The sequence below is a fragment of the Pseudoalteromonas sp. C12FD-1 genome (genome assembly GCF_037414265.1).
Classification (GTDB): Bacteria; Pseudomonadota; Gammaproteobacteria; order Enterobacterales; family Alteromonadaceae; genus Pseudoalteromonas.
The window spans coordinates 15820-27695 of record NZ_JBBEVD010000042.1 but is presented as its reverse complement, the minus strand read 5'-3'; the positions used below and the strand labels follow the sequence as shown (position 1 = coordinate 27695).

16 protein-coding genes and 1 pseudogene are annotated in these 11876 nt (G+C 41.7%); 2 read left to right on the top strand and 15 right to left on the bottom strand.

Annotation, left to right across the window (positions count from 1 at the left end):
- Positions 1-178: 178 nt before the first annotated feature.
- The 3 genes from WDB87_RS04280 to rph are packed head-to-tail and all read right to left on the bottom strand — an operon-like array spanning position 179 to position 1989.
- Positions 179-562 carry a diacylglycerol kinase gene (locus tag WDB87_RS04280; protein WP_004588246.1) on the bottom strand — a complete coding sequence of 128 codons (384 nt, stop codon included), beginning with the start codon at positions 560-562 and terminating at the stop codon, positions 179-181.
- Between the two features lie 56 nt (positions 563-618).
- A complete protein-coding gene (gene pyrE, locus WDB87_RS04275) occupies positions 619-1263 on the bottom strand; it encodes an orotate phosphoribosyltransferase (protein WP_286245488.1) in 645 nt (214 codons plus the stop codon).
- A gap of 12 nt (positions 1264-1275) precedes the next feature.
- The gene (gene rph / locus WDB87_RS04270; RefSeq protein WP_337849172.1) at positions 1276-1989 is read right to left on the bottom strand and encodes a ribonuclease PH; all 714 of its coding nucleotides are present in this window, start codon (positions 1987-1989) and stop codon (positions 1276-1278) included.
- A 163-nt stretch (positions 1990-2152) separates the two neighbouring features.
- Here rph and WDB87_RS04265 point away from each other — a divergent pair, with 163 nt between their 5' ends.
- Together WDB87_RS04265 and WDB87_RS04260 are read left to right on the top strand one after the other, a co-directional pair.
- Complete coding sequence (locus WDB87_RS04265) at positions 2153-3013, top strand: YicC/YloC family endoribonuclease (RefSeq protein WP_337849171.1); 861 nt, start codon at positions 2153-2155, stop codon at positions 3011-3013.
- Positions 3014-3187: 174 nt separating this feature from the next.
- Positions 3188-4399, top strand: coding sequence for a tyrosine-type recombinase/integrase (locus WDB87_RS04260; RefSeq protein ID WP_337849170.1), 1212 nt, complete (start codon positions 3188-3190; stop codon positions 4397-4399).
- 104 nt (positions 4400-4503) lie between these two features.
- Here WDB87_RS04260 and WDB87_RS04255 read toward each other — a convergent pair whose 3' ends face one another.
- The 12 genes and pseudogenes from WDB87_RS04255 to WDB87_RS04200 form a co-directional block, all read right to left on the bottom strand.
- Positions 4504-4824 carry a hypothetical protein gene (locus WDB87_RS04255; RefSeq protein WP_337849169.1) on the bottom strand — a complete coding sequence of 107 codons (321 nt, stop codon included), beginning with the start codon at positions 4822-4824 and terminating at the stop codon, positions 4504-4506.
- Between the two features lie 207 nt (positions 4825-5031).
- Positions 5032-5322 carry an ADP-ribosyl-(dinitrogen reductase) hydrolase gene (locus WDB87_RS04250; protein ID WP_337849168.1) on the bottom strand — a complete coding sequence of 97 codons (291 nt, stop codon included), beginning with the start codon at positions 5320-5322 and terminating at the stop codon, positions 5032-5034.
- A gap of 98 nt (positions 5323-5420) precedes the next feature.
- Positions 5421-5639, bottom strand: a complete 219-nt coding sequence (locus WDB87_RS04245) for a helix-turn-helix transcriptional regulator (RefSeq protein ID WP_337849167.1) — start codon at positions 5637-5639, stop codon at positions 5421-5423.
- Complete coding sequence (locus WDB87_RS04240; protein WP_337849166.1) at positions 5632-5892, bottom strand: helix-turn-helix transcriptional regulator; 261 nt, start codon at positions 5890-5892, stop codon at positions 5632-5634. Before WDB87_RS04240 ends, WDB87_RS04245 begins: the two co-directional genes overlap by 8 nt.
- Complete coding sequence (locus WDB87_RS04235) at positions 5892-6374, bottom strand: hypothetical protein (RefSeq protein WP_337849165.1); 483 nt, start codon at positions 6372-6374, stop codon at positions 5892-5894. The genes WDB87_RS04240 and WDB87_RS04235 overlap by 1 nt, the downstream gene beginning before the upstream one ends.
- A gap of 65 nt (positions 6375-6439) precedes the next feature.
- Complete coding sequence (locus WDB87_RS04230; RefSeq protein ID WP_337849164.1) at positions 6440-6844, bottom strand: hypothetical protein; 405 nt, start codon at positions 6842-6844, stop codon at positions 6440-6442.
- A gap of 3 nt (positions 6845-6847) precedes the next feature.
- Entirely contained in the window at positions 6848-7618 is a 771-nt protein-coding gene (locus WDB87_RS04225; protein ID WP_337849163.1) for a DUF927 domain-containing protein, read from the bottom strand.
- Positions 7599-7780: pseudogene (locus WDB87_RS04220) on the bottom strand (DUF927 domain-containing protein); the annotation flags it as partial. The pseudogene WDB87_RS04220 and the gene WDB87_RS04225, both read right to left, overlap by 20 nt.
- Before the next feature lie 30 nt (positions 7781-7810).
- Complete coding sequence (locus WDB87_RS04215) at positions 7811-8053, bottom strand: helix-turn-helix transcriptional regulator (protein WP_337849162.1); 243 nt, start codon at positions 8051-8053, stop codon at positions 7811-7813.
- Positions 8054-8521: 468 nt separating this feature from the next.
- Positions 8522-9646: a hypothetical protein gene (locus WDB87_RS04210; protein ID WP_337849161.1), complete on the bottom strand. Its 1125-nt coding sequence runs from the start codon at positions 9644-9646 to the stop codon at positions 8522-8524.
- A gap of 48 nt (positions 9647-9694) precedes the next feature.
- Positions 9695-11044, bottom strand: a complete 1350-nt coding sequence (locus WDB87_RS04205; RefSeq protein WP_337849160.1) for a type II toxin-antitoxin system HipA family toxin — start codon at positions 11042-11044, stop codon at positions 9695-9697.
- On the bottom strand, positions 11034-11324 hold the full coding sequence (locus WDB87_RS04200; protein ID WP_337849159.1) for a helix-turn-helix domain-containing protein: 291 nt from the start codon (positions 11322-11324) through the stop codon (positions 11034-11036). The genes WDB87_RS04205 and WDB87_RS04200 overlap by 11 nt, the downstream gene beginning before the upstream one ends.
- Between the last annotated feature and the right edge of the window lie 552 nt (positions 11325-11876).

The following is an 11876-nucleotide window of genomic DNA, read 5'->3' as shown; positions in this document are numbered from 1 at the left end:
GTCTGCCGTCTCAGTGGGGTCGCATTATAGGGAGATCCGAAAACAGATCAACCCTTTTTTAAAGAAAACTTGAAATAAATGACTGTTCGCTGAGTATTTGAGCTAAACATGCTAAAAACACAACATAACTAGCACTTTATTAACATTTTAGGGGTGTAAATTGGTTTATATAGAGGGTTTACTGAAATAACTTTATATACAAACTGGCACCCCACACGATCGTTAGGATCATTAATGAGAGTGTTACCGCTGCAGATCCCATATCTTTTGCCCGCCCTGAAAGTACATGGCGTTCAGTACTTACGCGATCAGTGAGCGCTTCTATTGCTGAATTAAGTAGCTCTACAATCAATATGATCAGTAATGTACTTACTAACAATGCCCAATGTAATACTGATGAAGCTAGCCAAAAAGAAATGGGTAGTAAAATAATGCTAAGTAACAACTCTTGTCTGAAAGCCGCTTCTTCTATAAAGGCTGCTTTAAAGCCGAGGTATGAACAATACGTTGCTTTGAATATACGCTTTATACCAAGGCCATTAGGTTTAAATACATCTTTCATTATTAACTCTATAAACTGTGGTCAAAATAAAGCCCCGCAATTGCGAGGCTTTTTAGTTAGGCAATACCGTATTGATCTCGGTATGCTTTAACTGATGTTAAATGCTCGTCCATTGTACCTTGGCTCTCAAGGTAGCTGATAAGATCAGCTAATTTTACAATAGAGATCACTTTGGTATTAAAGTCGCGCTCAACTTCTTGAATAGCTGAAAGCTCAGCCTTACCTTTTTCTTGGCGATCAAGTGCTATTAACACACCACTTAAGTCTGCACCGTTATCGGCAATGATTTCCATTGATTCACGAATCGCAGTGCCTGCAGTGATCACATCATCCACCAGCATAATTTTGCCCGTTAATGCAGAGCCTACTAATGTACCACCTTCACCATGTGCTTTTTTCTCTTTGCGGTTAAAGCAATAAGGCACGTCTTTATTATGATGATCAGCTAAGGCAACTGCAGTTGTAGTCGCAATAGGGATTCCTTTATAGGCTGGGCCAAATAAAACATCGTATTCTATTGCGGCATCTTCAAGTGCTGATGCATAAAAACGGCCTAAACGTGCTAAATCACGTCCTGTATTAAAAAGGCCAGCATTAAAAAAGTATGGGCTTGTACGGCCTGATTTAAGGGTAAACTCGCCAAATTTTAAAACCTGCTTTTCTAAAGCAAATTCAATAAACTCTTTTTGATAATCTTTCATTGGGGTACTCGCTTATGCTAACGCTTGCTTTTGAACGTCAATAATTTCACGGATTGAATGTTTAGCCAGTGTAAGTAGCTCATCTAATTCGTCGAACGAGAATGGTTCACCCTCTGCGGTACCTTGCACTTCAATAATTTTACCTGTTTCAGTTAAAATTACGTTCATATCGGTTTCAGCTTCTGAATCTTCAAGGTATTCTAAATCAGTAATTGGCTGGCCTTTATAAATACCTACCGAAATAGCAGCAATCATGTGTTTAAGTGGATTTGAGTTGATCATTCCTTTAGCGCGCATGTGAGTAAGTGCATCAACTAAAGCAACGCATGCACCACTAATAGATGCTGTACGCGTTCCGCCATCGGCTTGAATAACGTCACAGTCTATAGTAATCGTGTTTTCGCCAAGCGCTTTTAAGTCTACAGCAGCTCTTAATGCGCGAGCAATTAAGCGTTGAATTTCCATTGTACGACCGCCTTGCTTACCACGCGCAGCTTCACGCGCATTACGCGTATGTGTTGAGCGCGGTAACATACCGTATTCAGCGTTGATCCAACCTTTACCTTGGCCTTTCATAAAACGTGGTACACCAGCTTCAACCGTAGCAGTGCAAAGTACTTTGGTATTACCAAACTCAACAAGTACTGAGCCTTCAGCGTGTAATGTGTAATTACGTGTAAATGATACCGGTCTAATTTGGTTAGGTGTTCTTTCGCTTGGACGCATTGACGATCCCCTTAATTCTGAATTTGCGACATTATAAGTGCATGTGCAGGTAGATGCCATGCTGATTGTAAAATATTCAGCGTAATAAATTTTCTCTAGAGGTTATGCAGTGTTACGGTATAATCATCGCAATATTGTATTAATAAATTTTAGGAACTTATCCATGATCCACAGTATGACTGCTTATGCGCGTCGCGAAATTAAAGGCGATTGGGGCACTGGCACCTGGGAAATTCGTTCAGTAAACCAGCGCTACCTTGAAACGTTTATTCGCGCACCAGAGCAATTTCGTGGCATGGAGCCGGTAATTCGTGAGCGTTTACGTAAAAATTTACAACGCGGTAAAGTTGAAGTATTTTTAAAGTTTGTTGCAAATCCAGCACACGTGGGTGAGCTTTCTATTAACGAGTCATTGGCAGAGCAACTAATAAATAGTGCTAAATGGGTTCAGCAACAAAGCAATGGCGACATTAACCCTGTTGATATACTACGCTGGCCTGGCGTAATGGAAGCCCAGGAGCTCGATTTAGATACTGTAAATAAAGCACTTATAACGGGCTTTGACCAAGTAGTTGAAGATTTTAAATCAGCCCGTGGCGATGAAGGCGCAAATTTAGAAGAAATGATTGCCACTCGCCTTGATGCCATACTTGAGCAAGTTACTGTAGTCGAAACTCACTTACCAGAAATAGCAAAGTGGCAGCGTGAAAAGCTTAATCAAAAGCTTGAAGACTTAAAAACCGACATTGACGAATCTCGCCTTGAACAAGAGCTTATTTACCTTGCGCAAAAGCAAGATGTTGCCGAAGAACTCGACCGCTTAAAATCGCACGTTAAAGAAACTAAAAAAATCCTTAAAAAAGGTGGTGCATGTGGCCGCCGTTTAGATTTTATGATGCAAGAGTTTAACCGCGAAGCAAACACCCTAGCCTCTAAGTCTATTAATAGCGATATCACTAATGCAGCTGTAGAGCTAAAAGTGCTCATTGAGCAGATGAGAGAACAAATTCAGAATATAGAATAAAGCTCACTAACGCTCAGCAGCACTCATAACAGCCTGAAAAACCTCGATTTATAGCGGGATTTTGTTTTTTATTGTTCCATATTTTTTCATTCCGTTTCATCCAATTGGTGAGTATTGTGGTGAGTATTTTTCACTGCTAGTCTCAAACTACTGGTGAGTACAAGAGGTGAAAAAATGTCAAATTTAACAGTAAAACAAGTCAACATACTTGCTAAAGGTCAGCACAGTAAAACATCCGATGGTAATGGGTTGTCCTTCGTCGTTCCAAAGCGTGGCGAACCTTATTGGTCCCTGAGATATACCTTTAACGAAAAGAGGAGGGAGAAGTCTCTGGGTAAATTCGGGCAATTAACACTGGCGGAAGCGCGCGGTGAAGCAGAGAAAACTAGAGCATTAATTCGAGATGGTATCGATCCGCTTTCTGTTGGATCTGTAGAAAGTTTAGAAGGTATGACATTTGATCAATTATTCAAGGATATGTATCAAAGCAAACTGTTAAAACGTAATAAGCATCCAAATATTCCAAAAAGTAAGTATGAAAATAACGTTTCATCTCATATCGGCCACTTAAAAGTTGAACAAGTAACTGCAATCCATGTTCGAAATATCTTGGATACCATTACAAACAGCGGGCGTACAACAGTGTCAAATGATGTATTGGGTCTCCTAAAGCAACTTTTTAAGCATGCTATTCAACTTGGTATTACATCAAATAACCCTGCTTCAGCTTTTTCCTGTATAGATGCAGGTGGAGTTGAAAAGCCAAGAAGAAGAGTCCTGAGTATTGAAGAGGTTGAACATACCTTTTCGGTATTTAGAAAACATTCAGATTCATTCACACGCGATAACTACTTAGTTTGCTGCCTGCTTATTACACTAGGAGTTAGAAAATCAGAGTTAATCCAAGCGCCCTGGAAGGAATTCGATCTAGATAACGCAGTGTGGCACTTACCAAAAGCGAGAACAAAAACAGAGAGCGATATCAGCATACCACTTACACAACAGATTGTGTGTTGGCTAGAAGAGCTGAAAGTCCGCTCTTATGGCTCTGAGTATGTACTCCCAGCAAGACGCAAAAGCAAGGTGCCTTATATGGGAAAAGACACAGTAAATAGTGCAGTGAACAGCCTGTTTGGAATAGATAAAAGTAAAAAGGTTCCGCCTCCGAATCGTATGGGACAATTAGAACACTTTACTATTCATGACTTTAGGAGAACGTTTCGAACCATCGCTGACCAGCTAGGTTTCAGGAAGGATGCTTTAGAGCGCTGTTTAAATCATAAAGTTGGAAATATGCCTGAAGTCTATGATCAAGGGGATTATTTTAACGAGCGCAGTGCAGTACAAAAAAAAGTTACTGAAGAGCTCTATAATATATTAAATTAGTTAAGAATCAGTGAATAAGGTAGGTATAAGAAAACCACTATATAAGTGGTTTTCTTTAATTTTATGATGTGCAAGATAATTTTTCAATCTAGAAAGCTCGATTATTAGAGAGCTTTTTTTTCATCATCTATTTCTATATTTCTCTGTTCTAAAGCCATTTCTCTAAGCAGTTGCTTCTTCTCTGCATCGACAAAGCGCTTTAAAACCTGTTTCATAAGCGGTTGATAACCAATACCATTTAATTCTGCTATATCTTTTAAATCATCTATTAGACTTTTTTGCAGTCGAATAGAAATCATTTGCAGACCAATTTTGTCATCCAATTTACTCCTATCACTATCTGATTTTCTTACAAACTTTTCATCTCTACCAAGTTCGCCAGACTCCCATTGGTCTATATCCGCTTTATCTTTAATTAAGCTCATAGAGGGACTCCTCATTTTAATTCACCTTATTTGATAATCTATTAATTTAACTATGTATTTAATTTAACTATGTATTTAATTTAACTATGTATTTAATTTAACTATGTATTTAACTTAACTATGTATTTAACTTAACAATCTAACTTAACTATGTATCTAACTCCACGAGTTATCTTTATCGCTTTTTTCTTTTAGCGGGAAGCACGCCTAATAGGCGTACTTCTGATAAATTCTGATTTCTTCTTGGTTTGGCTCATAAGCCGTTTTTAATTCGATACGATCTTCAAGCTCTATAAAAACCACCTTTAACTTTCTTCCATAATCAGTTTCAGCAATGAACCAATTAGTGGGAGGGTTAGTTTTATTTTTTTCTCGAGTATCTTCTAAAAAGCTACCCTCACGATTTGAAAAACATTCTTCCACCTCATAGATACTCACATTGTGCTTATTCTTAAGCTTCATACGAACACTATGAGGTACAGACTCTTCTAGCGACAAAGCAGGTTCCTCCAGTTGTTAGTGTTAAGTTATTTGCATATACATTGTATATACATAGTGAAGTATATACCGTGTATATACAAAGTTCAATAGTTAGACTATTTATTCATCCAAAGCAAAATATCCGACAACAGCCAGCGTGCTTTGCCCTTACCAACGCTGGAGGCTGGCGGGGTTTCACCCGCCTTTTGCATACGCCACCAGGTAGTGCGGCTTATGCCGGTTCTGCGACAGCGCTCAGTCTCGCTTATCAGCCGCTCTTCTTCGCCATAAAGCTTTAAAATTCGCGCTCGTTTTTCAAATAGCTTGTTATTCATGTTCGTCTCCCAGATCCACGCGATTCTTCAGTACCCAAGCATCAACTTCTGTTCTTTTAAAAAATGTTCGCCGCCCCCCAAGCTTGTAACAAGGCAACCCATCCCGTACTTGTTGACGTAAGAAATTAGGGCTTAGTGCAGTGTATTGAACACACTCATCAAATGTGAGGAACTCTTTGCTGTTGAGCGCCACTTTGCATAGCTGGTTTTCAATAACACATTTTATTTCGTCAAATAGTTGGTCAGTAAGCATTAGTAATTCTCGCTCTGGGAAACTGGGAAAGTGGGATTGGCATTACTATTCAATGAGTTATCATTTTGATGAAAGTGGGATAGATCCATACTTTCACCGCATTCGCGACAGATTTTTTCGGGAAAGAACTTAATAAACCGCTCTCCTCCTATTTTAAATGTGCGTCGCGTGCCCTCATTGGAAATAGCCCAACCTTTTTGAAGCATGTAATGGAGTGTTTGACTGTATTCATGAACAACGGACTCAATTACTTCCGATTTGAATAACTGCTGAGGAATGTACCAAGCCAGTTCCGGCTCTGATACGAAGAATCCAATGCTCCCGTTATGTGATTCTCCCCGAGGACTCAGGCTATGCCGCCATTTATTGATTAACTTGATAAGCTTTTTAATAATTTTCTTACTTTCTGAATTTTCGGTGCTATTTCGGTCATCTAACCAAATTGTTGCTACTTGTTCTAATGCATCTTTAGCTTCACCCAAGTGCCATGGCAACAATCCTAAATTAATGGCAATTTCCCCCGCGGCGGTTAGCAGAGCAAACTTATCTAAACGTTATTAGCCTGTCTCTCAATGTTTTTTGGCCACGGCCACTGCTCCCGAATATCTTTGTACTCTTTAATAACCTCATTGTTTGGGCAATCAAAATTTGAGAGAGCTTCCACCCATGATTTAATGAAAGTACCATGGTATTTACCTATGCTGGCTGATAAGTACTCAGCAAACTCTTTAGCCGAAGTAAATCCATGAGTATTTTCAAAAGCACCGTATTTGCTAAATACTGGAACCTCTATTAACCGGACTGACTGCCCTGCACTAACACTTTGATTAATGCCTAACAAAAGCTCTTCAAGGGTAAGCTCCCCGGTACTAAGAAATATTGTGCGCCAACGATAACGCTTATCTAGGGCGCCATCTTGCTGGCTTCTTAGTTTTGATACGCCATTACACAAGTGTTAAATTAACTGGTCTATCTCTTGCGCGGGACATTGCTTAAATTCATCAAGACAAAGCAACATGTTATTGCGCGCACGAGCGATAGATTCAATACCGTTAGATGTTGAGCTCCAAGTCTCCCAATAGGTTTGATCTGAATAGATACTGGCAGCCACTTTCATCACTGTAGACTTGCCTGATTTTGAACTACCGACGATTTGTATTCCGAAGCTCTCTAAATCAGTCCACCCAATAATAGGGGCCGCAAGTGCAGTACACACAGCAAGGATCATGATTGGGTTGTCTCGGCAATATTTTCCAATAGTTTGCTGCCAGTCCAATATAGAGCCTGATTCAACTAAGCTGTCACCAGCAAAATCACCAACATAAACTGCCGGTGTCACGAATTGGCCGTCCACCCAACCACTTTGTCTCGCGCTGTATGCATGCTTATTACATGGAGTTTCGATTAGGTAGGCCAAAAGAGATTCCCACGAGTATTTTCCAGGCGAAAGTTGAAAGCCTGACCTAAGCAGCCTCTTTTTAAATTTTTTTGCGAAGTTGTCATCAACTTCTCCCATTGGCAGTACTTCTCGAATTGGTAAACCAAAGTAGTTTTTCCACTCTAATAACCGTCCGAAGTCATCTCTCTTATCATGGGAAGAGACAATCGCTTTCACCTCTATTGGCCCAGATATTTTTCTTTCTTTGGCAGCTTCTGGTTTGATGACAGAAGTTTCTAAACGCAACAAAAACAATACAATTGACGCAGAGGTGTAAACCAAAACCATCCACTCCGCACAAGAGCAACAAAGGCGCGCCAGTGCAGCGCAGACACCAACAATTAATAGAAGATTATCCAGACAATAACGGCCAACGTGCTGCCGCCAACTATCGCTACTACCTTGTTGAATAAAGCCCTCTATCGGGTGCATGGTTTGCAGCAGCATTCGCTGGCAGGTAATTGGTTTGATGCTGATGGTTTATCCACGGCCATAAGCAGCACCGATACAGCGGGTTTCAATCCACTGGTCGATATCGCTTTCTAACCAGCCCACGGTACGCGCACCAATACGAATGGAACTGGGAAATTCACCATTGGCCATCAGGGTATAAATGGTGCTGCGGCCAAAGCCTGTTTTTGCCTTTACCTCGGGCAAGCGCAAAATCCGTTGCTGATGCGCTGGGTGTGTTGATGTGGTGGATGATTGTGTAGTTGGGTTCATCGTTTTCTTCCTCACTGATCTGTTCAGTTAGGAGTTTGCCAGTGCTAAACGGACACAGTAGGCAGATAAATGCCCAGATCGTGCAGCTTTCTGAGGGTATTGCTAACAACCTGCCCCAGTATTTACATAATGCCCACAATAATAAATGCTCTGTGGGCAGAGTTGGTGTGTGGCTAAGCGGCGTTAACTAAGGCGTTACCCAAACTGCCCCAGTTGCCCAAAGCCATCTCAAAAGGGAAAGTCTTGCTCAACGAGAACGCCAAAACACTTTTATGCGCGTAAAAGTGTGCAATGCAAGTTGAGTACTCCTCTATGCGTTTTACCGAACGGGGAAATTCAGCAGTTAGAGGTTTACACAAAGTGACTTCACAGGTAACAATTTGTGAACCTGAATGAGGCTTCCAGCTTTCAACCAATTAAAACTGAATGATTTCTTTTGCAAACAACGCTTAGCCTATCCATAAAACCTCATCGTTTAAGCAAATCACTCAACCGATTTAACAGTGCTTTACGGCTATTATTCGCCACTACAAAGCGCTTAAAGCATTTTTCAAACGCCGCTTCATCCGCTTTGAACTGATAGGCCTCACTCAGCTGATGCAAATAGCGTGATGCCGCATCATAACCACTGGCGCAAGTTCTATCCGCTTGCTCTTGTGCTTGCTGCCAGTAGTGCTCACGCCGATTGTAAACATCCGTCAACGCTTTTTCTTTTTCTGCTTTTTCGATGGCTAATTTTTTTGCGAGAGCTGCGGCTTGCTCTTGCTGTAATTGGCTTTGCGCTTGCTCAATAAAAGGAGAAATTACCTCGGGGGTTAACCAATACTGATAGATTTCGTCTATGTTAGCAGGTTCTTTTCGCGTCAGCGTTAAGGCTTGGTGGCGAGTTAGCTGGCCTTGCTCAAACAGCGCGCATAATAGCGTGTCTTTCTCAACTTCCGTGAGATTGTTTAGCCACGTATCAAACTGAAACTGGGCTTGTTTGGCTTGATGGCTGGGTTGTGCGTTCAGCACCATGGCGAGTGCCTTAACCAATGCTAAGGGAATATCATACAGCGCTGCAAACGCCTGCTCCTCTTCACTGAGGTGCTCAAAATCGAATTGAATTAACGGCACTCGCTCAACGTCATCATTAAAATCAAACGCTTTAAGCCACATGAAGTACACAAGACGCCAATCCCCTTGCATTAACCCGCTGCGTAAAGCGGCTAAATGCTGGAAAAATTCGTCGGCATGCTCATCATCAAAATATTCGTCATACTCCTCAAGGGAAAAAATCAGTAACTGCCACTCATCGTTTTCGTGAACATGAAGCCCATCACTTGAAAAGCCAAGTAAAGCTTCAGGGAGCGTTCCTGCTGGCAGCTTGATGTAGGCATCGATTGAGCCCCAATCGGCATAGTAAAAACCGATATCAAAGTATTTTAACATCAGCTCAAAAGGCTCTGCCTTTAAGTCACTGTAGGTGTAATACACCTGAAAGGACGTAGCGCTGATCTCGGCACGGCTTGAAATTGATCGGAGTGCTTGACGTGCTTTAGCATCTAAATACCCATCCAGACGCTCAAATTTATAGTATTGATATTCGCTCACGATGACCTTGTTATGTATTTATTGTGAATTGAAAAGTTTGTTTTACTTTCATTGAAAAAGCGCTGCATTTTCCTGTTTGCGCTGATCCAATGTCTTAGCAATCGCAGACACGGTTGTTTTACTGATCCCTTGTTGCTGTGCCAGATACGTAAATTGGCTGATGGCTTCTGCGACTTCTTCAATGACTTGCCTTGCATCATTCCAATTCGAAAAGCCAGCACTGGTAGCAAGTTTTTGCATCACCTTAAGCGGCGGCGCTTTGCCATAACCTCCGAACGCAGTGGCGTGTTCGTTGAATGGATGTGGGCTGTAAGTAACATCGTAAAAAGGGGCAGGATCCCATTGACCGTCATCCGCTTGCAAAAACGCCCAGTTTTTACTGTGGTCGTCTTGGTTAGACGACAACAGGTTAAACATGGCACGGCGAAATTGCAGTTGCCCAGCCGCTGGAGATTTACACAACTGACGGCTAGCTTTGATCAAGTCAATATAATCTAAACTTGGCGTTCTAAAGTCTGCATCCAGCAGCCCGCAAGCGCTGTGCATATGCAAGCGACCTGCACTGCGCTTGCTGCCCAAACCGGCCTGTTCAGTGACATAATCAAAACGCTTGAGCGCCAACCAGGCAACCGCACCGCTTGAGGATGGTGCTTCAATGAGTTGCCATTGCGGTGGTTGACACTTAGCAAGTTCTGCCATTTGCAAATAAACCGCTTCACACAAACCTTCTTCATGGCCGAGCGCGAGATTTTTAGAGGTAAACTTAATCAGCCAAGCCTCATCACCTAGCTTTGCAAAGGTTCGACAATGCCGAGCTTCTCCAGCAGGCATATAAATCTGTGCCTTTGGTCTTGCCCCACCCGAACTACCGCCGGCGACTAATGCGGCCAACACCTGTTGCGTATGCCCATCTAACTCATCGTGATTATCATCCATATAATCTGACATCGAAGAATCGAACAGCGTTTGTGCTTCTAAGCCTAACGTCGCTAAATCAATATCCGCGTGCGTGGTGGCTGAAAACTCAGACACCGGAGAAAAAGACAATGCTCCCATGCCTTTATCACCAACAAAGGCCAGCCGATCCATCGCCGTTAATTGATTAGGCAGTATGCCCTTTTGCCGGAAAATACGATCTTGTAACAGCATGCCCCAGCCATCGGGCAAACAATCTCCAAATACGCCATGTACACCTTGGTGCGGCGCTTTAGGAGCGACTTGAACTTGCGCGTTCGCATACAAGGTAAAAGGTGATAAGTTGCCAAACTGCTGCAAATAGCTGTCTGCATACTGAAAAAAAACGCCTTGCCGATTCTGCGCCAAGACTCCTACAGCAACCTGCTCACCTGAGCTAAGCCTTCGAGTTACATTAAGCTTCTGAGTGGGTTTAAAACTCATCTTTTAGCACCTCATCAATACTCGTGGGTATAGCAGCGCGTTCTTTGTTAGGTTGCGTGAGCTGATAAAGCCTCTCCAATGAATCAAGGGTCTGCCATAGCAACAGCAATTGGCGAAATGAAATTTGCCCGGTCAGCTCAAACTTTTTAATGGTGGCCGCAGGTACACAGCTGCGCTCAGCAAGCGCCGCTCGTGACAGCTTTGCCTGCTTTCGTAACTCACGTAAATAAGCCGCATAGGCTTGGCTTACATCGGTATCATCAAGTAAGGTAAATTTCATCCGCAAAGACCAATTGGATACAGTTATATCCATTATAGCGAAATAAAACAGAAATTGGATACTATTGCATCCAATAACGGATGAGGTGTTGAAAAATCACTCGATAAAGCCCTTCAAAACTGCTATGTTTTAGCTCTAACAGCAGCATAAAAACGGCACTGTTTTTCCATTGCTAACCACTAAGATTTAGTAAAAGCAATAAGCAAGTCGTGGGCAGTTTGGTGGGAAAACAGGCATTTTTGAACGGTTTATTTTCTATAAGCCATTGATTTTATTAAGGTCTAGACCACTACTCAATGAGCAAATTCAGAATATTGAGTAAAGTATTAGGCAAAAGTCGACCTCCTCAAAGTGTCTAAGAAGCTCTGTATTACCTTTAGGTACATTAAAAATACAGAGCTTTCATTTTACCTGAATAGCAACAATCTAAGCAGTGCCACAATTACGAGCATTTTTATATAAGTTTAATGGTGTTCACTACTCTTTTTGAAAATTTCAAAGTATCAAATCGTTTTTGTGAGAACACACTAAAACACTTATTATGGGCAATTA

Coding starts and splice junctions, on each gene's coding strand:
- WDB87_RS04200 (WP_337849159.1), bottom strand. CDS start 11,324: ATGAAATTTACCTTACTTGATGATACCGATGTAAGCCAAGCCTATGCG.
- WDB87_RS04225 (WP_337849163.1), bottom strand. CDS start 7,618: ATGGTTTTGGTTTACACCTCTGCGTCAATTGTATTGTTTTTGTTGCGT.
- WDB87_RS04240 (WP_337849166.1), bottom strand. CDS start 5,892: ATGCTTACTGACCAACTATTTGACGAAATAAAATGTGTTATTGAAAAC.
- WDB87_RS04245 (WP_337849167.1), bottom strand. CDS start 5,639: ATGAATAACAAGCTATTTGAAAAACGAGCGCGAATTTTAAAGCTTTAT.
- WDB87_RS04280 (WP_004588246.1), bottom strand. CDS start 562: ATGAAAGATGTATTTAAACCTAATGGCCTTGGTATAAAGCGTATATTC.
- pyrE (WP_286245488.1), bottom strand. CDS start 1,263: ATGAAAGATTATCAAAAAGAGTTTATTGAATTTGCTTTAGAAAAGCAG.
- rph (WP_337849172.1), bottom strand. CDS start 1,989: ATGCGTCCAAGCGAAAGAACACCTAACCAAATTAGACCGGTATCATTT.
- WDB87_RS04260 (WP_337849170.1), top strand. CDS start 3,188: ATGTCAAATTTAACAGTAAAACAAGTCAACATACTTGCTAAAGGTCAG.
- WDB87_RS04215 (WP_337849162.1), bottom strand. CDS start 8,053: ATGAACCCAACTACACAATCATCCACCACATCAACACACCCAGCGCAT.
- WDB87_RS04265 (WP_337849171.1), top strand. CDS start 2,153: ATGATCCACAGTATGACTGCTTATGCGCGTCGCGAAATTAAAGGCGAT.
- WDB87_RS04255 (WP_337849169.1), bottom strand. CDS start 4,824: ATGAGCTTAATTAAAGATAAAGCGGATATAGACCAATGGGAGTCTGGC.
- WDB87_RS04205 (WP_337849160.1), bottom strand. CDS start 11,044: ATGAGTTTTAAACCCACTCAGAAGCTTAATGTAACTCGAAGGCTTAGC.